Genomic DNA, 20,709 nt, shown 5'->3' on the forward strand with positions numbered 1-20,709 from the left:
GGAGACGCTATGCATCTTAGCTATCTAAATAACCAAGAGATTGGAAAATTTTCCGATAAATATCATGAACCACTTTCTTTTTGTTTTCATGATATTTTTCAATATCTAAGCGACAATCTTCCACCGCCTCAAGCTTTGCGTTGGCATATCGCTGGCAGTCATCCTCCGATTGGCGTAACCAGTCGCGGAATAGTAAATGACGGACTGTTTCCGGACAATCTGGCCCAAATACATGTAAATTCACCCTGGGATTTTCTAGATGAAACAGGCGATGTCCATGGAAACGGGGTTCACGAACAATAAGGTGAAAGCCCAAGCTTTCCAATGCAGGTAAATAATTATCTTCATCCGCAGGATTGGCAACTGTTAGGTCTATATCAATCACAGGCTTAGCTGCAATACCAGGAATTGCTGTAGAACCAATATGATCTATTTTCTTTACACAAGAGCCTAATTTTTTTCTAATAGAACTAGACACGTCTGCATATACTCTAGGCCATAGAATATCATATGCTACAACTTCAACCGTTTCTATTGGAGGACTGCCATGCACAAAATAACTGTCTTGAGGGTCAGCGATATAATGTGCCATTATTTCTTTTTTTGAGATCATAAACTAATCCTTTGGCCACAAGAGTTGTAAACACAAGATACAATTAAGAATATACGCTGTCATAAATTTTCAGCATTTAATTTTATACTCAGGACAACCATTTCAGATAAATTTTCTTTTACTCGGCGAGAAAATTTTTTACGTCCTACCTCTGAAAAACCCCATTTACAATATGCGCTCCTTGCTGCAACAGCAGACTCCATCACATCAAGCCACATATGCGTCAGTTCATGTTTGTTGGCATATTTTTGTGCAGTATACAGGAGTTGAAACCCTATCCCCATTTTTTGACTTCCCGGAAGTAGATAAATCCTCGAAATTTCTGCTCCGTCAGTATCATGCGTAATTGGGTTCTTCGAATTGATTAACATTGTTAGAAAGCCAACAACTTCACCTGCGATTTCGGCAACCCACACTCTTGAGTCAGGTCGTTGTAACAGTGCTAAAAATGCTGATTTACTAAACGTATTAAGTTGATGAGCCAGAGCAACGCCGTCATTCCACAAGTAATGGTATGTCGCTGCATAAGCCGCTGGACCAACCACGCCTAACGTCTCAGCATCATGCTCAGATGCTCTCCGAATTATAACTAACTTGTCCATTCTGTTTCTCTCAATGTCAACTACTTCTTCGTGTATCTTACCATATTAAGATTACCATTTTTTGTTAAAAAAAATGTACTAAATAATTTTCGATATACAAATAGCACCCAATTAGAAAAACCTGAATTTCATATTAAGACGCTAAAAACCTCGCGCGAAGTGGGCCTGATTTTTCCAGGTGCTGTGGCCTGCTCCCGATTGATAGGTACATCGGAAAGTTTGAAATGTCCGCTTCTGGCTGTGAGTTCAACGGGTCGCTGCAACGCTATCCTTAATCAAGGGGGACGTTGCCATGAAACGAAGAACGCGCATTTACTACACGCCAGAGCAGAAAGCGATTATCTGGGACAGATATAAACAAGGTGATTCCCTGCATGATATCGCCAGAATGTTCGATAGATATCATTCTTCTATTATGCCCACTATCCACCAGACTGGTGGATATCGTCCCCCTGTCCGAAAGCGGCATCCGTTAGCTCTTTCACTTGATGAAAGAGAGGAAATATCCAGAGCGCTGGTAGCAAAAATCAGCATCAGAGCGATCGCAAACAAGCTATCGAGAGCACCTTCAACGATTAGCCGCGAGATAAAGAGGCACGGTGGTGCAAAACAATACCGTGCATCAAAAGCGGATACTGCTGCGTGGGAAAATGCTCTGAGACCAAAACCCTGCAAGCTAATTGAAAAACCCACATTGTGTAAAATCATCGCAGAGAAGATGCATCAGGACTGGTCGCCGGAACAAATCGCCGGTTGGCTGAAACGCTGTTATCCGGATAATCAGGAAATGCATGTGTCACACGAAACGATATATAAAACACTTTTTATACAAACCCGAGGAGCATTAAAAAAAGAACTGCAGCAATGCCTCAGAAGCAGAAGAGTTGTGCGTAGATCCAGAACATCATCGCTTAAAGGGAAAGGATTAGGGTCAATCCCGGATACGATCTCTATCAGCGAAAGACCACCTGAAGCGGCTGACAGAGCTATACCCGGTCACTGGGAAGGTGACCTGATACAGGGCTCTAAAAACTCCTATATCGTCACCCTTGTAGAACGTCATTCCCGTTTTGTTATGCTGGCCAAAGTCAGGGACAACAAGACCATAACGGTTATATCAGCACTCATCAAACAAGCCCGGGAATTACCTGCTGAGCTTTATAAAACATTAACATGGGACCGGGGCGCTGAAATGACCAGCCACACCCGGTTTACTGTAGCCACAGATATTCAGGTTTACTTCTGCGATCCTCAATCCCCCTGGCAACGCGGCTCCAATGAAAATACGAACAGATTGCTCAGGCAGTATTTTCCAAAAGGAACTGACTTATCAGTTCACAGCCAGCAAAGACTAAACAGTGTTGCCAGGCAGCTCAACGATAGGCCAAGAAAAACGCTAGACTATGAATCACCCGCAGAGCGTTTTAACCAATGTGTTGCGTCCATCAGTTGAACTCACAACTCGTAGCAACCTTAATGCCACGCTGGCATTTCAGCAATAAAAATCAATTTTTTCTTCAATTTGTTAATTAATCGAAAGCTAACTAATTACTGATGGTGGAGGGTTTTACTAGTTTTCTGGATCATGTGAATGTCAATGAAGTAAATTGAGAACAAGTTAAAGGAAATCTATGCTTGCCTATGGCAACCTTGTTAAGGTTATAGACTGATTTTCAGTAGGGGACACTTGAGGACTGAGATGGGACGCAGATCGGGATTTGAAGGTTTTATTCGCGCAACAGCTAGAGCGGTAGCAGCAGCAGAGCGTGAGCGGAAGAGGTCAGAAAGAAATCACTTTGCTGAGGTTCAGCGTTTAGAACGTGAAGCTAAAAGAGAAAACGCTCAGATATTACGCGTACATAAAGCGGCTGAAAAAGCAGCTAAAGTCGCGTACTTAGAAGGGCGACTGGATGAGGTGTCCGACCTGAACGCTGAGTTGGAAGAGGTTAACATTACCCTTTCAACCTTACTTGAGCATACCCTCGAGTTTGATGATTCGATAGATTTCTCCGCTTTAAAAAAAACGCCTCAGTTCGAAGATTTCAAAACGCCTAGACACTTATTACCTGAGGCAGAGCCTGAGCTGAAAATTGTGAATGTTCCTTCTGCATGGAAAATGATTTTTCCGTGGGTGCAAAAAAAATACCAACGAGAATTACAAAGTTCCGAAGATGTTTTTTCTAGGAGAAAAGACGAATATCTGCAAAAGGCTTCTAACCAGAGGGCTGAGTTAGATTCGTTGGTTGAAGAATATCAAAATCATAGAAAAGCCTATTTCGAAGAAATTGAAAGGCAGCATGAGGAAGTCAATCAGTTTGAATTAGACTATCTGGAAGGTGTTCCTGACAGCGTGCTGGCTTATTGTGAAATGGTTCGGACACGCTCAGAATATCCAGAAGTTGGTTTTCCTCAATCATTTAGACTCGCATACTTACCTGAAAATAAAGAATTGGTAGTTGAATATAGCTTGCCAGAGATATCTATTGTCCCAAGTCAGCTTGAATATAAGTATGTTAAGACAAGAGATGCCATCGAGGAAAAGGCTAGAAAGGCTAACGAAATCAAAGAACTTTATCAAAATATAATTGCAGCAATTACACTACGAACTTTGCATGAGCTGTTCGAAGCAGATAAGGCCTCAGCTTTAACATCTGTTCTTTTTAACGGTGTTATCGAGACCGTTGATCCGACCAGCGGCCATGATATCGTCGTTACGTTGGTTTCAGCACGAGCGCACAAAGATGATTTTATGCAAATCAAACTTGAACGAGTTGAAAAAGTTGCATGTCTTCGAAGTCTAGGGGCTCAAGTTTCAGGACGTCCTGATGAACTCCAGGCAGTGAAGCCTATTCTTGAGTTTGATATGGTTGATAAACGCTTCATTGATCAAGGTGATGCTCTTTCTGGCCTTGAAACTCGCCCAAACCTTATGGATCTTTCTCCATCGGAGTTCGAAGTATTGGTTTCAAACCTGTTTACGCAAATGGGATTAGATACGAAACTTACAAGGGGCACAAAAGACGGTGGTGTTGATGCGGTTGCATTTGATACACGTCCAATTCTGGGAGGTAAAGTTGTTATTCAAGCCAAAAGATATAAAGATACTGTCGGTGTCAGTGCCGTCAGAGACCTGTACGGTACAATGATGAATGAGGGCGCGAACAAAGGGATTTTGGTCTGTACCAGTCAGTACGGCAAAGACGCTTATCGGTTTTGTGAGGATAAACCCATAGAACTCATTGATGGCGGAGGTCTTCTTTATCTCTTAAAGGAGCACGCCGGCGTATCTGCCCGTATTAATCCAAATTTTTAAGTAATTTTAAGGATGCCATTGAGGGTAGCACTTTCGTTAAGTTCATTGCGTTATCTGAGCTGTGTTAAATCGATTGGCATGAATAGCTGTTAGTACCTGATGCTCCTTAACCATAAGCGTACTGGTAAGTTCGCTTTTCGCTCATCACGGACCTGTAGGTCCTTCTGTCTGACCACTTTATGCCAGAAGCTGACATTGCTCACACAATAGCGAGTTAATCACTTGGAGGCGGATAACCTCCCTTGATAACTTTTACTAAACCCCATATATCCGTATAGAGGAGTTCCCTCTTAAACATCTAAAGGATAACTATTATGGGTCTTAAACCTGGTCCTAAACCAATTGCTAAATCGACAGGCGAACCTGATAAACGTCGACGTGATAATAAAGATACTCCTGGTAATACTCCGGCATTAAAACCTAGTAAATCCACAGGAAAATAAGTAACTCAGGGTGTGGATGAATTACCCACACCCTAACTACCATTCCGCCAAGCTTTAATCAGTGAATTGCTACAGGTGATCTAGGCTCTGCCATGTCATGTCTGCTCCAGACATAACATCCGCTCTAAGCAGCCGTTTAGTTAACAAAAGCAAAAAGCCCGCTCAGGTTTCCCTGAGCGGGCTTCTCTAATATGGCTCCTCTGACTGGACTCGAACCAGTGACATACGGATTAACAGTCCGCCGTTCTACCGACTGAACTACAGAGGAATCGTGTGAACGGGGCGAATAATAGCGGGGTGGTGCGGGTTTGTCAAAGCACTAAACTGCGAGAAAAGTGCGTTTGCTGATGGAATGAGCATGTTGCGTTGTTTTTCGGCACTCATCCTGTTTATCCCTGTTGTTTATCACCACAAAATCCCTGGCGTCAGGGTTGCACCTGCCATTGCACGTTTCTGGTGCGAAGGGGGAGACTGCATGGGAACAATGACTGAAGTAGCAGAAAAATTTTGCGGCGAGTTTGCCACTTGATCCCCCCACAGCGCCTCCTGACGGCAGTGAACCCCCTCGTTTTTCCTCTGATATGTAGGATGAATGAACAGAAAATATGTATTGGCCGTCACAATGGCTGGATTTTTGCTTAGCTAAATTCGGGTAATGCGACTGCGCTCTCGCGCAAATTATTTTCCCCGTCTACACATAAAGTGACTGCTCCACGCCCCTGGGCGTTTCGCTAAAACAGTGCTGAGGAATACAACAATGTCATCGAAATTAATTAAAAGTCCGCTCGCTGCTCTGCTTATCGGTTGTTTAGGTTCAGCTTTTTATGCTCAGGCCGATATCGTTATCGGCGTCGCCGGGCCGTTCTCCGGGCCGAATGCGACCTATGGCGATCAGTACTGGCGTGGTGCCTCGCAGGCGGCAGCGGATATCAACGCCGCCGGCGGGATTAAAGGGGAAAAAATCAAACTGGTGCAGGGGGATGACGCCTGCGAACCCAAACAGGCGGTCTCGGTCGCCAACCGGTTAGTGGATCAGGACAAGGTCTCGGCGGTGGTCGGGCACTTCTGCTCCTCCTCCACCATGCCAGCCTCCGAGGTGTATGACGAAGCCGGGATTATCGCCATCACTCCCGGATCCACCAACCCGCAAATTACCGAACGCGGCATGACCAACATGTTCCGCATGTGCGGCCGCGATGACCAGCAAGGGGTGATCGCCACCAACTACATGCTCAATACCCTGAAAGCCAAACGCATCGCGGTGATCCACGACAAAGACACCTACGGGCAGGGGCTGGCAGATGCCGCCAGGGCGGAAATGAACAAGCGTGGCGTGAAGGAAGTGCTGTATGAAGGGCTGTCACGCGGTGAAAAAGACTTTAACGCGCTGGTGACCAAGATCGCCTCGGTCAAACCTGACGTGGTCTATTTCGGTGGTTGTCATCCAGAAGCCGGGCCATTGGTGCGCCAGATGCGTGAGCAGGGCGTGACCGCCAAGTTCTTCTCCGGCGACTGCATCGTAACCGAAGAGCTGGTGACCGCTGCCGGTGGGCCGCAATACACCAACGGCGTGCTGATGACCTTCGGCAACGATCCGCGCCAAATTCCGGAAGGTAAAGCAGTGATCGCCAAGTTCCGCGCCAGCGGTTTTGAGCCGGAAGGCTACACCCTCTACTCCTACGCTTCGATTCAGGCGATCGCCGCAGCCTTCAGCGCTACCGGCGGCAAAGACAGCGCCAAGGCCAGCGAATGGCTGAAATCGCATGATGTGGATACCGTGATGGGCAAAAAGGCCTGGGACAAGAAAGGCGACCTGAAGGTATCGGATTACGTGGTCTATCAGTGGGACGATAAAGGCAAATATCACCAACTCTAATCAGCCCGACGGATCAGGTTTATCCCGCCCGCAGGGGGCTGGATCGACATGACTGATAAGCGGATCCGCGTGTTCGGCGGGTCCGCGCCGATACTTCCCTTGGGCCGCGTCTGCACTAGCTTGCGGTCCCACCAGGCGAGACTGCTCATTATGGATGTTTTCTTTCTGCAACAGATGATCAACGGCCTGACGCTCGGCGCGGTTTACGGCCTGATCGCCATCGGCTACACCATGGTTTACGGCATTATCGGCATGATTAACTTCGCCCACGGCGAGGTGTACATGATCTCCGCCTACCTGTGCGCTATCGGGCTGGCGCTGCTGTCGTTCTTCGGCCTGCAATCCTTCCCGCTGCTGATCCTCGGCACGCTGGTGTTCACCATCGTGGTCACCGGCGTGTATGGCTGGGTGATCGAACGTATCGCCTATAAACCTTTGCGCAACTCCACGCGTCTGGCACCGCTGATCTCCGCCATCGGTATGTCGCTTATTTTGCAGAACTACGCGCAAATCAGCCAGGGGCCACGCCAACAAGGGATCCCGACGTTGCTGGACGGCGTGTTCCGCCTCAACTTTGACGGCGGGGTGATCCAAATCACCTACACCAAGGTGTTTATCCTGGTCGCCTCACTGCTGGGCATGGCCATCCTCACCTACATCATTCAGCACACCCGTCTGGGGCGCATCTGCCGCGCCACCCAGCAGGATCGCAAGATGGCGTCCATTCTGGGCATCAACACCGACCGGGTGATCTCCCTGGTGTTTGTGATTGGTGCCGCGATGGCCGGGCTGGCGGGGGTGTTGATCACCATGAACTACGGCACCTTTGATTTCTACGTCGGCTTTATCATCGGCATCAAGGCCTTTACCGCCGCGGTGCTGGGGGGCATTGGTTCGCTACCCGGCGCGATGCTCGGTGGCCTGCTGCTGGGCGTGGCGGAGGCGCAGTTTGCCGGCATGGTGAACTCGGATTACAAAGACGTATTCTCCTTCGGTTTACTGGTAGTGATCCTGATTTTCCGCCCTCAGGGCCTGCTCGGTCGGCCAATGGTCGCTAAGGTTTGAGGGGAAAACTATGTCGCAATCTGTAGCTCACCCAGGGCTGAACGTTAAACGCAGCCTGCTGGATGCGGTGCTGGCCGGGCTGATCGCCCTGATCGTGTTCGGGCCGATCGTCGGTATTGTTCTCAACGGATACAGTTTTAACTTTGAACCGCGCCGCCTGGCGTGGATTATCGCCGCGGTGATGGCCGGGCGGCTGTTGCTGAGCCTGTTCCTGCAAACTGCGCCAGGGCACAAGTTGTTGACGCGCTTTGACGGCGGCAATGACGGAGTGTATGTCCGGCCGATAGGGGCCAAAACCAGTCTGCGTTGGATCATCCCGTTAATGGCGGTGATCGCGCTGCTGTTTCCGTTTGTTGCCACCAAATATCTGCTGACGGTGGCGATACTGGGGCTGATTTACGTGTTGCTTGGGCTGGGGCTAAATATTGTCGTCGGGCTGGCCGGGCTGCTGGATCTCGGTTATGTGGCGTTCTACGCCATTGGCGCTTATGGCCTGGCGCTGGGTTACCAGTATCTCGGGCTGGGGTTCTGGGCGATGTTGCCGCTGGGGGCGCTGATGGCGGCGCTGGCCGGTGCGCTGCTGGGGTTCCCGGTGTTACGCATGCACGGCGACTATCTGGCGATCGTCACGCTGGGGTTCGGCGAAATTATCCGCCTGGTGCTGAACAACTGGATGTCGCTGACCGGTGGCCCCAACGGGGTCTCGGTGCCTGCGCCGACGATTTTTGGCCTGGAGTTTGGCCGACGAGCCAAGGACGGTGGGGTGCCGATCCACGAGTTTCTCGGTATTGCCTACAACCCCAACCTGAAGTTTATCTTTATCTATGCTGTGCTGTTTCTGGTGGTTCTGTTGGTGCTGTACATCAAGCACCGGCTGACGCGTATGCCAATCGGCCGCGCCTGGGAGGCATTGCGCGAGGATGAAATCGCCTGTCGCTCACTCGGGCTGAACCACGTTCTGGTGAAGCTGTCGGCCTTTATGATGGGCGCGTCCACCGCCGGGCTGGCCGGGGTGTTTTTCGCCACCTATCAGGGTTTTGTTAACCCCACCTCGTTCACCTTCTTTGAGTCGGCGCTGATCCTGGCGATAGTGGTACTGGGCGGCATGGGCTCGACCATCGGCGTGGTGCTGGCGGCGTTTGTACTCACGGTGGCCCCGGAGCTGTTGCGCAGTTTCGCCGAGTACCGTGTGCTGCTGTTCGGCGTGTTGATGGTGGCGATGATGATCTGGCGGCCACGTGGGCTGGTGCGCATCAGTCGTTCCAGTTTTGCTCCACGCAAGGGGGTGGAGCCATGAGCGACGCTATCCTGCAGGTTGAGCATCTGATGATGCATTTTGGCGGCATCAAGGCACTGAACGACGTCAATCTGGCGGTGGAGCGCGGCTCCATAACTGCACTGATCGGCCCCAACGGTGCCGGGAAAACCACGGTATTCAACTGCCTGACCGGTTTTTATCGTGCCACCGGCGGCGCGATCCTGCTCAACACCCACAAGCGGCCGACCGACGTGATCCAGGTGCTGGGGCAGAAATTCCACGCCGCTGACTGGGTTAACCCGAAACGGCTGGGCTCGCGTGTTTACTACAAAATGTTTGGCGGCACCCACCTGGTCAACCGCGCCGGGCTGGCGCGCACCTTCCAGAACATCCGCTTGTTCCGCGAAATGTCGGTGGTGGAGAACCTGCTGGTGGCGCAGCACATGCTGAGCAACCGCAACCTGATCGCCGGCGTGCTCAATACCCCGGCCTACCGCCGGGCGGAAAGCCAGGCACTGGATCGCGCCTTTTACTGGCTGGAAGTGGTGGAACTGGTGGATTGCGCCAACCGGTTGGCGGGGGAGATGTCCTACGGCCAGCAGCGACGGCTGGAGATCGCCCGGGCGATGTGCACCACGCCGGAAATGATCTGCCTCGACGAACCCGCCGCCGGGCTGAACCCGGTGGAAACGGCGACGCTGAGCCGCATTATCCGTTTTCTGCGTCAACATCACGGCATCACGGTGCTGCTGATAGAACACGATATGGGCATGGTGATGGAGATCTCCGATCGGGTGATTGTGCTCGATCACGGCGATGTGATCGCCGAAGGCACACCGAAAGAAATTCAGCATAACGATACGGTGATCGCCGCTTACCTTGGCGCGGATGAAGAGGAGCTGGCGGGATGAGCAATGTGATGTTGGAGTTTCGCAACGTAGACGTGTTTTACGGCCCGATCCAGGCGTTGCAGCAGGTTTCGCTACAGGTAAATGAAGGGGAGACGGTGGCGTTGATTGGTGCCAACGGGGCGGGCAAGTCGACGCTGCTGATGTCGATCTTCGGCCAGCCGCGCGTCAGCGGTGGGCAGATCTTGTTTCGCGGCGAGGACATCAGCCAGCGTTCCACTCATTACGTTGCCAGCAGCGGCATCGCCCAGGCACCAGAAGGGCGGCGCATTTTCCCGGACATGAGCGTGGAGGAAAACCTGCTGATGGGCACCATTACCATCGGTAATCGCTACGTGGATGAGGATTTATTGCGCATGTTTGAGCTGTTCCCACGCCTGAAGGAACGGCGTAACCAGCGGGCGATGACCATGTCCGGTGGTGAACAGCAGATGCTGGCGATTGCCCGGGCGCTAATGAGCCGGCCCAAGCTGCTGTTGCTGGACGAGCCGAGCCTGGGGCTGGCGCCGATCATCGTCAAACAGATCTTCAGCATTTTACGGGAGCTGACCCGTGGCGGCATGACGTTGTTTCTGGTGGAGCAGAATGCCAACCACGCGCTCAAACTGTCCGATCGCGGCTATGTGATGGTCAACGGCCAAATCCGCCTGACCGGCAGCGGTGCGGAGCTGTTGAACGATCAGGAGGTGAGGAAAGCCTATCTGGGCGGCGCCTAGAACTGGCGCTGGATCCAGCGCACGTTCAGCCGTACCAGCGCAACGATGCCGTTGGATAACATCCGCAGCCCGGTGGGTAAATCGCGGCGGCGGATATCCAGCAGCAACACGGTGCGCACCTGGTCGCTGTCGTTCCACACCTCATGTTCGAAGGTATCGTCCCACAGCATAAATTCCCCTTCATTGAGCCGGTATTCTTGCCCGTCGACTTTCAACACGGCGGCGGGCAGACCGTCGGCGCGTTTGGGCATCGACAGCACCAGGTAACCGCGCAGAATGCCCCGGAACGGGCCACGGTGCGCCGGCACCTGCTTGCCGGGCGCCAGGAAGGACAATGAGGCTGAAAGCACATCCGGGGAAGACGCGATCAGGCTGGCCAATTGCGGGCAGCGGGCGAGATTGCGGGGTATTGGCTGACCATAAGCCTGCATAATAAACATGCGCCAGTCACGCGCATCATTGGCGGAGATAGACGCCTGTTCGCTCATGATCTCATGAAATCGCGGAATATTGCGCAGATCTTGCGCCACGGTCAGTGCCTCGTCACGGATCTGCGGCCACTGGGCAGTAAAACGCTGCGCGTCGGGGAACAGGCGGGCGCTGTCGAGCACCGGTTCACCGCTGATGCGGCGATCGTAAATACGGCGTAATGCCAATACCGACCAATCATAGAGAGCTGACATATGACCTCAATAAGCGTGACCCGAGTTCTCGCCGTCTGTTGATATCATTATTGTTTAATATGCGACTGTCGGACGATTAATTCTCCGTTATACAAGCTTTGGCCGCCCGGTTCAAAAGCCTGCGTCAGGCAATGAATACCATCGGCAATCAGCGACTGCATCGGCTGGCGATAGGTGGTCAACTGGTAACTGGGGGAGGCGGCCAGTTCAATGTCATCAAATCCCACCACCGCAATCGGCGCACAGCCCGGCGTGGCGCGAATGGCGTCGATAACGCCTACCGCCAGAATATCGTTTTCACAAAAAATCGCTTCAACCCGCTGTTCCGCCGGGGTGGCGGCCAGGTAGGCCGAGAAAGCCTCCATGCCGCAAAGGCGTTGATAGTGCGGGGCCTGCAGCAGCACGCTGACATCGCGTTGTTTTTCCGCCAGTGCGGCACGGAAGCCGTCGAGACGGCGTAACCGGGTGGATTCACTCACCGGGCCCGCCAGATAGCCCATGCGCTGATAGTCCTGTGTCAGCAACAGTTCGCCAATTTCACGCCCGGCCTGATAGCCGTTGGTGGCTAACACCTGGATATAGGGGCTGTCGCTATAGCGATACAGCACCACCAGCGGAATATGATGAATATCCTGCGCCAGCGTAATCAGCCGATCGTTAAGCAGGGTACCGAGAAACAGCAGGCCATCCACCTGCATCTGATCGGCCAGCGTCAGCACCGATTCATAGTCGTTTTCCGAGGTGATATTCAGCAGCAGGGCCATATAACCCCGGCTTTGCAACTGTCGGGTGACCTCATCCAGCAGCGTAAAAATATGCGGATTCTTCAGTTCGTCCGCCACCAGTCCGATGATGCGGGTGCTCTTTTTCGACAGGCTGCGCGCCAGCAGATTGGGGCGGTAACCCAATTCACGCGCTGCGGCCTGAACGCGCAGCAATGCATGGGGCGAGATCGAAGCGCCATCGGTAAAAGCACGCGATACCGTCCATTTAGACACGCCGGCGCGGGCAGCTACATCACTGGCCGTCGCCTTGCGTGCAGGGGGCGCGGGGGGAGCGCCGGGTTTCTTCGCCATCATCTTTGCTCGTGATGAAAAAACGGTATGGGTTCAACAGATTAGCACAGCCTTGTCGGATGCGGGAGTTGCTGCCACCTGCGGTGGGATCCACGGAACAAACAGGGCAACTCCACCGATCCTTTTATCGGCAAATTGTGATCCTGAGCGGCAGATTTATCATTGCGTATTTGACTTGTTTTTGACCATCTCCAATAGTCCATCGCAAGTGGCATTTGTTTCGCGGTCAAGTTGCCACCCAATTTTGCACCCGGGTGCATTTAAAATTTGCACCCGGGTGCAATGCGGCGAAAGTAGCGTAATCTTAGGCTTCGGGAGCAACTATGTTGAATGGTGAAAGAAAAACGGCACGTCCTCTGCGTTGGGCGATGGTCGGCGGCGGGCGCCTGGGGCAGGTGGGTTATAAGCACCGCTGCGGCGCATTGCGGGATAACACTGCTTTTGCGCTGGTGGCCGGGGCGTTTGATATTGTCCCGGAGCGTGGCCGCGAGTTCGGCGTCAATCTGGGGGTCGATGCCGAGCGTTGCTATGCGGATTACCACACGCTGTTTGCTCAAGAGGCTCAGCGAGAGGACGGCATTGAAGTGGTGTCCATCGCCACGCCAAACGGCACCCATTACGAAATTACCCGCGCGGCGCTGCTGGCCGGGCTGCACGTGATTTGCGAGAAACCGCTGTTTTTTTCCAGCCAGGAAGCTTATGAAATCAAGGCGCTGGCGGCGGAAAAAAACCGCATTGTCGGCGTGACCTACGGTTTCTCCGGCCATCCGTTGCTGTTGCAGATGCGCGCGATGATCGCCAACGGGCAGATCGGTGAAGTGCGCATGGTGGATCTGCAATATACCCACGGTTTTAATGCCACCGACGAAGTAGATCGCCTTAGCGAAGCGCAGAAATGGCGCATTGACCCCAAGATTTCCGGCCCCAGCTTTGTGCTGGGGGATATATCCACCCACACCTATTACCTGTCGCAACTGGTGATGCCACAGATGCAGATCAGCGAACTGCTGTGCGATCGGCAGAGCTTTATTCCCTCGCGTGCCCCGCTGGAAGACAACGCGTTGGTGATGATGCGCTATGCCAACGGCGCGGTAGGGCGGATGTGGGCCTCGTCGGTCAATGCCGGCGCCATGAGCAGCCAGCGCATCCGTATCGTCGGCTCGAAAGCCAGCCTGGAATGGAGCGATATCAACCCCAGCGAGCTGCGTTACGAGGTACAGGGGCAACCGAACCAGACGCTGTATCGCGGCATGCCCTATCTGGACGAAACCTGCAACGCCTGGGAACGGCTGGGGGCGCTGCATACCGAGGGGCTGACCGAGTCCTGGGCCAACATCTACCTGAAATTCGCCCTGGCTATTGATGCCACAAACCGGGGCGATCGGCAGGCGTTGGCGCAGTTGGTGTATCCGGACATCGACGCCGGGATCGACGGGGTGCGCTGGATTGAAAACTGCGTGCGTTCAGCCGATCAGGGTGCGCGCTGGGTGGCCTTTGAATAACCTTTTTGTTTGCGGAGATATGACATGAAGCTTTCCTTCTGTACCGACAGTTTGGGCCATTTGCCGTTTGAAGCCATGCTTGATCGGTTGGGTGAAATGGGGGTGTTTGGCGTGGAGATGACCACCGGCGGCTGGTCTTCGGCACCGCATCTGGACACCGTTGCGCTGTTGCAGGACGCTGGCAAGCGCCGACGGTTGCTGGCGGCACTGGAGAGCCGTGGCATGAAGATTGCCGCGCTGAACGTTTCCGGTAACCCGCTGGAGCCGGGAGTGTTGGGTGAAAAGCACCGTCACGATACCGACAATACGCTGGCGCTGGCTGCCAGTCTGGGGGTGAAAAAAATCGTCATGATGAGCGGATTACCCCCTGCGGCCCCCGGCGACAGCATTCCTAATTGGATCACCTATACCGTCAGTTGGCCGCCGACGCTGAAAAACTGCCTGGACTACCAGTGGAACGAAGTGGCTATCCCGTACTGGCAGCGGCTGGTGGATAAGGCGCAGGCGTTCGGCATCGAGAAGTTCGCGCTGGAAAACTTCAGCTCCATGCTGGTGTGGAACCCGGACACGCTGTTCAGGCTGCGTGACGCGGTCGGGCCGATGGTCGGGCTGAACCTTGATCCCAGCCACCTGATTTGGATGGGGGCAGATCCGATAGCAGTAGCGCGTCGCCTCGGGGACGCTATCCATCACGTGCATGGCAAGGATGTGCGGTTGGAAAGGGGAATAGTGGCGGTTAACGGACTGCTGGAAACCCGACCGGTGGAGCAGGTGGCGGAGCGTGCCTGGAATTATGTGGCGGTCGGCTGCGGCCAGGATTTACAGTGGTGGAAGGAGTTTTTCTCGGTGGTACGCATGATGGGCTATAACGACTGGGTATCGCTGGAAATGGAGGATCTGACTATGTCAGTCGATGCCGGTATCAATACTTCGGTGGAGGCATTACAGCGCTGTATCAGTCAGTAAACGGCATCCGCTTGCGCCAACGGCCTGTCAGGATACAGGCCGTTGAATGGCAAAAGACTGTCGAAAAAAACAGCCTAATAAAAGTGTGACGCATATCGCATTTACCACACCGATTGGTTAAAATATCGCTACTTCCCGCACCTGCCCGGATCCCGTTTAACATGGAACAAACCCAGGTCTCTCGCTCAACCGCTTGGTTGCGCGTGGTCATTCTTGCCGTATCGGCCTTTATCTTCAATACCACCGAGTTTATTCCGGTGGGGTTGCTGAGCGATATTGCCCAAAGCTTCTCGATGCAGACCGAGCAGGTGGGGTTGATCATCACCATTTATGCCTGGATCGTCGCCGCCAGTTCGCTGGTGTGTATGCTGCTGACCAGCCGGATTGAGCGGCGAAAACTGCTGATCGGGGTATTTATCCTGTTTATCGCCAGCCATGTGCTGACCGCCGTGGCGTGGAACTTCACCACGCTGGTTATCTCGCGTGCCGGTGTGGCGCTGGCCCATGCGGTATTCTGGTCGATCACCGCCTCGCTGGCGATCCGGGTCGCCCCGGCAGGCAAGAAGGCGCAGGCGTTGAGCCTGCTGGCGGGGGGAACCGCGTTGGCGATGGTGCTTGGCCTGCCGCTGGGCCGTATCGTGGGCCAAATCCTCGGCTGGCGCATGACCTTTATCGGCATCGCCGTCTGCGCCACCCTGGCGCTGGTGCTGTTGTGGCGCTTGCTGCCGGTGCTGAAAAGCGAACATTCCGGCTCGCTGGCCAGCGTGCCTATGCTGTTCAAGCGCCCGGCGCTGGTCAGCCTGTATATGCTGACCATTATTGTGGTGACGGCGAATTTCACCGCCTACAGCTATATCGAACCCTTTATTCAGACCGTGGCCGGGCTGTCGGAAAACTTCACCACCCTGATGCTGTTGCTGTTTGGTGCCGCTGGTATCATCGGCAGCCTGTTGTTCAGTCGCTTCAGCGAACGTTTCCCGTCGGGTTTTTTCATCGGAGCTATCGCCTTATTGATGCTGAGTCTGCTGCTGTTGTTACCGGCCTCCGGCGATGAAAATCACCTGACGGTGCTGTTTGCGGTATGGGGCATGGCGATCATGGCGATTGGCTTGTCGATGCAGGCTAAGGTATTGAACCTGGCGCCGGACGCGACCGACGTGGCGATGTCGATCTATTCCGGGCTGTACAACTTTGGTATAGGTGCCGGCGCACTACTGGGCAATCAGGTCAGCCAGTATCTGGGCATGGGTAACATCGGCTTTGTCGGCGCCCCGCTGGCATTGATCGCCCTTGGCTGGTGCCTGCTGAATTTTTACCGCAGCGAACGCCTGCAACACCACCACAGCCGCTAACTCCCTTCGTCCTGATAGCAAGCCGCGGCTTGCTATCAGGCACCGGGCCACAGGCTAAATTTTCTCTCAGCAAAACAGATTGCTGCAGTTTTTTATGCTTAATTAATTTTCGTAGCCTGCTAATTAAATATTTAACTCCGACACCGAGCCTATAGCATAGAAAGTTATTGATTATGTTATGGCGAGGTTAATGGTGGGTGACTCTTTAGTTGCTGGAAGCGAGGCGGTGGCCCAGTCACCGATCCATGAACGGGATTTGTCGGCAAGAATTGACGCGTTGCCCACCTCTGCCGGTTTGTGGCGGTTTATCGCTTTGCTGGCGTTGGGCGGTTTTTTTGAGCTTTATGACCTGTTTCAGACCGGTTATATCAGCACCGGTTTAATCGCCGAGGGGATATTCCATACCGGGGCGCAAGGCGTGTTCGGCGTCTCTGACCAGGCGGCGTTTGCCTCCGCAACTTTCCTTGGCCTGTTTATCGGCGCCAGCCTGCTCAGCCCTTATGCCGACCGCTTTGGCCGACGCACCACCTTTATGTTTGCTCTGGCCTGGTATGGCGTGTTTTCGCTGTGCCTGGCTTTCCAGCATCAGGCGGAATGGGTGATCTTCCTGCGCTTTTTGGTCGGCGTTGGGCTGGGGATTGAGTTGGTAACCATAGATACCTATCTGACCGAGTGGGTGCCTGCGCATCTCCGTACCCGGGCTTTCGCCTTTTCCTTTTTCATTCAGTTTCTTTCCGTGCCAACGGTGGCGCTGATGTCGTGGTGGCTGGTACCGCAGACCATTTTGGGCCTGAGTGGCTGGCGTTATGTGGTGATCGCCGGTGCCGTGGCTTCGCTGGTGATTTGGCTGGTGCGTAAAGGCTTGCCGGAATCCCCACGTTGGCTGGCACAACAGCGACGTTATCCGGAGGTCCGGCAAGTGATGCTGGCAATGGAACGCCGTTGCGGTGTCACTCATAGCACGGAGTTCCCGCTGCGCGACGCCGGGCTGCAGAGCGAAACGCCGGCCCAGGGAAGCTTTAAAGATATCTGGTCGCCGCGCTACCGTGGCCGCACCCTGATGCTGGTGGTGATGAATTTCTTCCAGGCGATCGGTTTCTTTGGTTTTGGCAACTGGCTGCCGGCCTTGCTGGCTGGAAAGGGCGCTTCAGTCACCCACAGCCTGCTGTACGCCTTCTTTATTACCCTGGCTTATCCGTTGGGGTCGCTGCTGTGTAGTCGCTATGCCGACAAGATGGAAAACAAATGGCAGATCGTCCTTTCCTGCCTGGTCACGGTGATTTTCGGCTCACTGTTTGCCATGCAGAATAATCCCCTGTGGCTGATTCTGTGCGGGTTCTTTATCACCTGGTCCAATGCCTGGCTGACCTACAGCTACCATTCCTACCAGTCAGAGGTGTTCCCGACTTACATCCGTGCCCGTGCGGTCGGATTCTGCTATTCGTTCAGCCGACTGTCGACGGTATTCAGCAGCCTGATTATCGGCATGATCCTGCAATACGGCGGCTCGGTGGGGGTGATTGCATTTATCGTTGCCAGCATGCTGATTGTGATGGTGGTGATCGGGGTGTTTGGCCCCAAAACCCGCGGTATTGACCTGGAAAATATCTGACGCAACCACCCGGCGTGTGCCCTGAAGCCAGGCCGGGATCTTCAGCAAAAAAACTCGCGATCATCCGAAAATAATTCCGTTATCACCGTTTCGCCTCCTGCCTTACTGTTAACCCGGAAGACTTACCCCTATTACCTCCGGGAGATAACCTATGAGCATCCTGACCACCAAAGATGGCACGCGCATTTTCTATAAAGATTGGGGGCGTGGGCAGCCAATTCTGTTTTCTCACGGTTGGCCGCTATCCGCGGATGCCTGGGATAATCAAATGCTGTTCTTTGGCCAAAGCGGTTACCGCGTTATTGCGCACGATCGCCGCAGCCATGGTCGTTCCGACCAAACCTGGGACGGCAATACCATGGATCGCTATGCGGACGATTTGGCTGAGTTGATTGAAGCGCTGGATCTGCGGGATCTGATCCTGGTGGGGCACTCCACCGGGGGCGGCGAAGTGGCGCACTATATTGGCCGCCACGGCAGCGCACGGGTGGCAAAGGTGGTGCTGGTGGGAGCGGTGCCGCCGTTGATGCTGCAAAGCCCGGCGAATCCTGAGGGGTTGCCGATGTCGGCATTCGACGGCATCCGCAGCGGAACGGCAGAAAATCGCTCCCAGTTCTTTAAGGATTTGGCGGTGCCTTTTTACGGTTATAACCGGCACGGCGTGAAGGCCAATGCTGGGCTGACGGACAGTTTCTGGCTGATGGGCATGCAGGGTGGAGTGAAGGGGTTGTATGACTGCGTGCGTGAGTTTTCCGAGGTCGATTACACCGCGGATCTGCTGGCCATCGACAAGCCGACGCTGCTAGTGCATGGCGACGACGACCAGATTGTGCCAATCGCCGCATCCGCGTTGAAAGCCGCTAAGCTTATCAGGCAGGTTGAATTGAAAGTCTATCCGGGCGCTTCGCACGGGCTGGCGCAAGCAGACCCTGAACAGTTTAATGCCGATCTGCTGGCGTTTATCCAGTCTTGACCCCTATCCCCGAGCGGTGGGCTTTGCCTGTGAACCGGAGCCGACCATGAGCACTGCCGCTTTTATCTGTCCGCTGGCTGATGCTGGTGGCGTTGTACGATCTGAAGGAACAAAAAGATGGCCGAACCGGCTGAGAATAAGGCAGCACCCGGCGGTTTCGCGCCGCTGAAAATCCCGGTATTCGCGGTGTTGTGGGGGGCCACGGTGCTGGGCAACGTCGGCAGCTTTATGCGTGACGTCGCCAGTTCCTGGCTGGTGACGGATTTGTCCTCTAACCCGTCGGCGGTGGCACTGATGCAGACCGCCGCCACGCTGCCGGTGTTCCTGTTGGCGATCCCTGCAGGGGTGTTGTCAGACATTCTCGATCGCCGCCGCTTCCTTATTTTTGTCCAGATCCTGCTGGCCAGCGTCAGCGGCACTTTATTACTGCTGTCGCAAAGCGGCGCGCTGACCGTCGAGTACTTACTGGCGCTGACCTTTATCGGTGGCATCGGCGGGGCGCTGATGAGGCCGACCTGGCAATCCATTGTGCCGGAGCTGGTACCGCGCGCCGATCTCAGAAATGCGGTGGCGCTGAACTCGTTGGGGATCAATATCGCCCGTGCCATCGGCCCGGCGGCCGGGGGGCTGCTGCTGGCGAGCTTTGGTGCCGGTGCGGCCTACGGTGCCGATGTACTGAGTTATGTGTTCGTAGTTGCCGCCCTGCTGTGGTGGCGCAGACCGAAGGTGGAAGACAACGGACTTTCCGAGCATTTCTTCGGCGCTTTCCGTGCCGGTATTCGCTATGCCCGCGCCAGCCGTGAGCTGCACGTGGTGCTGCTGCGGGCGGCGGTGTTCTTTGTGTTCTCCAGCTCGGTCTGGGCGCTGCTGCCGTTGGTAGCTCGGCAGATGCTGGGTGGCACCGCCGGTTTCTACGGCATCCTGCTCGGTGCCGTGGGGGCTGGCGCGATAGGCGGCGCGGTGTTATTACCCCGGCTGCGTCAGCGGTTGAACGCCGATGGTCTGGTGCTGTTGGCCGCGGTGATCACCGCCGTGGTGATGGCGCTACTGTCGTTGGCACCGCCGCAGTGGCTGGCGGTCTTGCTGCTGCTGGCACTGGGCGGCGGTTGGATTATCGCGCTGACCTCCCTGAACGGCGCAGCACAGGGCGTGTTGCCAAACTGGGTGCGCGGACGCGGGCTGGCGATTTATCTGATGGTGTTTAATGGCGCGATGGCTGCCGGTAGCCTGCTGTGGGGGTTGATTGCCCAGGAGATTGGTGTGGCCGCCACGCTATTGGCGGGCGGTGTGGGTTTATTGGTGATTTCGCTGGTGTTTCACCGTATTCGCCTGCCGGAGGGCGAAGCCGATCTGCAGCCGTCCAACCACTGGCCGGAGCCCTTGCTCAATACCCCGGTTGAAAACGATCGCGGGCCGGTGATGATCCAGGTGGAGTACCGGGTGCGACCAGAAGATCGTCCGCAGTTTCTGCGCACGCTGCAACGGCTTTCGCGGGTACGCCGGCGTGACGGTGCCTACGCCTGGGGGCTGACCGAGCATACCGCCGATCCGCAGTGCGTGATGGAGTGGTTTATGGTGGAGTCCTGGGCCGAACACCTACGCCAGCACCAGCGGGTTTCGCATGCCGATGCCGACCTGCAGCAGGAGGCGCTGCAGTTCCATATCGGCCCGGAGAAGCCGGTGGTACACCACTTCCTGTCGCTTGACCTGCGGCACCTGGAGCGGCAAGCGGTGAAAGAGTAAAACAGCTG

18 protein-coding genes and 1 tRNA gene are annotated in these 20,709 nt (G+C 54.4%); 14 read left to right on the forward strand and 5 right to left on the reverse strand.

What is annotated here, in order from left to right; translation table 11 throughout:
* Positions 1–16 precede the first annotated feature (16 nt).
* Positions 17–613 (reverse strand): GrpB family protein, encoded by a 597-nt coding sequence (locus OC597_RS15495; protein WP_262209405.1) that lies wholly within the window; start codon positions 611–613, stop codon positions 17–19.
* A gap of 59 nt (positions 614–672) precedes the next feature.
* Positions 673–1,215, reverse strand: a complete 543-nt coding sequence (locus OC597_RS15500) for a GNAT family N-acetyltransferase (protein ID WP_262209407.1) — start codon at positions 1,213–1,215, stop codon at positions 673–675.
* A 292-nt stretch (positions 1,216–1,507) separates the two neighbouring features.
* Between OC597_RS15500 and OC597_RS15505 the strand changes: the two genes are divergently transcribed.
* The 3 genes from OC597_RS15505 (at position 1,508) to OC597_RS15515 (ending at position 4,971) form a co-directional block, all read left to right on the forward strand.
* Entirely contained in the window at positions 1,508–2,668 is a 1,161-nt protein-coding gene (locus tag OC597_RS15505) for an IS30 family transposase (RefSeq protein ID WP_262209409.1), read from the forward strand.
* Between the two features lie 246 nt (positions 2,669–2,914).
* Positions 2,915–4,528 carry a restriction endonuclease gene (locus OC597_RS15510; RefSeq protein ID WP_262209411.1) on the forward strand — a complete coding sequence of 538 codons (1,614 nt, stop codon included), beginning with the start codon at positions 2,915–2,917 and terminating at the stop codon, positions 4,526–4,528.
* Positions 4,529–4,842: 314 nt separating this feature from the next.
* Positions 4,843–4,971, forward strand: a complete 129-nt coding sequence (locus OC597_RS15515; RefSeq protein WP_262209412.1) for a hypothetical protein — start codon at positions 4,843–4,845, stop codon at positions 4,969–4,971.
* 192 nt (positions 4,972–5,163) lie between these two features.
* Here OC597_RS15515 and OC597_RS15520 read toward each other — a convergent pair.
* A tRNA-Asn gene (locus OC597_RS15520) sits at positions 5,164–5,239 on the reverse strand.
* Positions 5,240–5,728: 489 nt separating this feature from the next.
* Here OC597_RS15520 and OC597_RS15525 point away from each other — a divergent pair.
* The 5 genes from OC597_RS15525 (at position 5,729) to OC597_RS15545 (ending at position 10,794) form a co-directional block, all read left to right on the forward strand.
* On the forward strand, positions 5,729–6,847 hold the full coding sequence (locus OC597_RS15525) for a branched-chain amino acid ABC transporter substrate-binding protein (protein ID WP_099063757.1): 1,119 nt from the start codon (positions 5,729–5,731) through the stop codon (positions 6,845–6,847).
* 150 nt (positions 6,848–6,997) lie between these two features.
* The gene (locus OC597_RS15530) at positions 6,998–7,912 is read left to right on the forward strand and encodes an ABC transporter permease subunit (protein WP_085117590.1); all 915 of its coding nucleotides are present in this window, start codon (positions 6,998–7,000) and stop codon (positions 7,910–7,912) included.
* A 10-nt stretch (positions 7,913–7,922) separates the two neighbouring features.
* Positions 7,923–9,209, forward strand: a complete 1,287-nt coding sequence (livM, locus tag OC597_RS15535) for a high-affinity branched-chain amino acid ABC transporter permease LivM (RefSeq protein WP_261255922.1) — start codon at positions 7,923–7,925, stop codon at positions 9,207–9,209.
* Entirely contained in the window at positions 9,206–10,081 is an 876-nt protein-coding gene (locus OC597_RS15540) for an ABC transporter ATP-binding protein (RefSeq protein WP_099063759.1), read from the forward strand. Before livM ends, OC597_RS15540 begins: the two co-directional genes overlap by 4 nt.
* Positions 10,078–10,794 carry an ABC transporter ATP-binding protein gene (locus OC597_RS15545; protein WP_261255925.1) on the forward strand — a complete coding sequence of 239 codons (717 nt, stop codon included), beginning with the start codon at positions 10,078–10,080 and terminating at the stop codon, positions 10,792–10,794. Before OC597_RS15540 ends, OC597_RS15545 begins: the two co-directional genes overlap by 4 nt.
* Here OC597_RS15545 and OC597_RS15550 read toward each other — a convergent pair.
* Together OC597_RS15550 and OC597_RS15555 are read right to left on the reverse strand one after the other, a co-directional pair.
* Positions 10,791–11,477 carry an aspartyl/asparaginyl beta-hydroxylase domain-containing protein gene (locus OC597_RS15550; protein ID WP_261255927.1) on the reverse strand — a complete coding sequence of 229 codons (687 nt, stop codon included), beginning with the start codon at positions 11,475–11,477 and terminating at the stop codon, positions 10,791–10,793. The two genes, OC597_RS15545 and OC597_RS15550, sit on opposite strands and share 4 nt — an antisense overlap.
* 47 nt (positions 11,478–11,524) lie before the next feature.
* Entirely contained in the window at positions 11,525–12,556 is a 1,032-nt protein-coding gene (locus OC597_RS15555) for a LacI family DNA-binding transcriptional regulator (RefSeq protein ID WP_261255928.1), read from the reverse strand.
* 320 nt (positions 12,557–12,876) lie between these two features.
* Between OC597_RS15555 and OC597_RS15560 the strand changes: the two genes are divergently transcribed.
* The 6 genes from OC597_RS15560 (at position 12,877) to OC597_RS15585 (ending at position 20,701) form a co-directional block, all read left to right on the forward strand.
* Entirely contained in the window at positions 12,877–14,055 is a 1,179-nt protein-coding gene (locus OC597_RS15560) for a Gfo/Idh/MocA family protein (protein ID WP_261255930.1), read from the forward strand.
* 24 nt (positions 14,056–14,079) lie between these two features.
* The gene (locus OC597_RS15565) at positions 14,080–15,021 is read left to right on the forward strand and encodes a sugar phosphate isomerase/epimerase family protein (RefSeq protein ID WP_261425974.1); all 942 of its coding nucleotides are present in this window, start codon (positions 14,080–14,082) and stop codon (positions 15,019–15,021) included.
* A gap of 161 nt (positions 15,022–15,182) precedes the next feature.
* A complete protein-coding gene (locus OC597_RS15570; RefSeq protein ID WP_099063765.1) occupies positions 15,183–16,373 on the forward strand; it encodes a sugar transporter in 1,191 nt (396 codons plus the stop codon).
* A gap of 190 nt (positions 16,374–16,563) precedes the next feature.
* Positions 16,564–17,985, forward strand: a complete 1,422-nt coding sequence (locus tag OC597_RS15575; RefSeq protein WP_410071721.1) for an MFS transporter — start codon at positions 16,564–16,566, stop codon at positions 17,983–17,985.
* A 151-nt stretch (positions 17,986–18,136) separates the two neighbouring features.
* Complete coding sequence (locus OC597_RS15580) at positions 18,137–18,958, forward strand: alpha/beta fold hydrolase (protein WP_261255937.1); 822 nt, start codon at positions 18,137–18,139, stop codon at positions 18,956–18,958.
* A gap of 117 nt (positions 18,959–19,075) precedes the next feature.
* The gene (locus tag OC597_RS15585; RefSeq protein WP_262209418.1) at positions 19,076–20,701 is read left to right on the forward strand and encodes an MFS transporter; all 1,626 of its coding nucleotides are present in this window, start codon (positions 19,076–19,078) and stop codon (positions 20,699–20,701) included.
* Positions 20,702–20,709 lie beyond the last annotated feature (8 nt).

This window comes from Serratia proteamaculans (genome assembly GCF_946227095.1).
Lineage (GTDB): Bacteria > Pseudomonadota > Gammaproteobacteria > Enterobacterales > Enterobacteriaceae > Serratia > Serratia proteamaculans_E.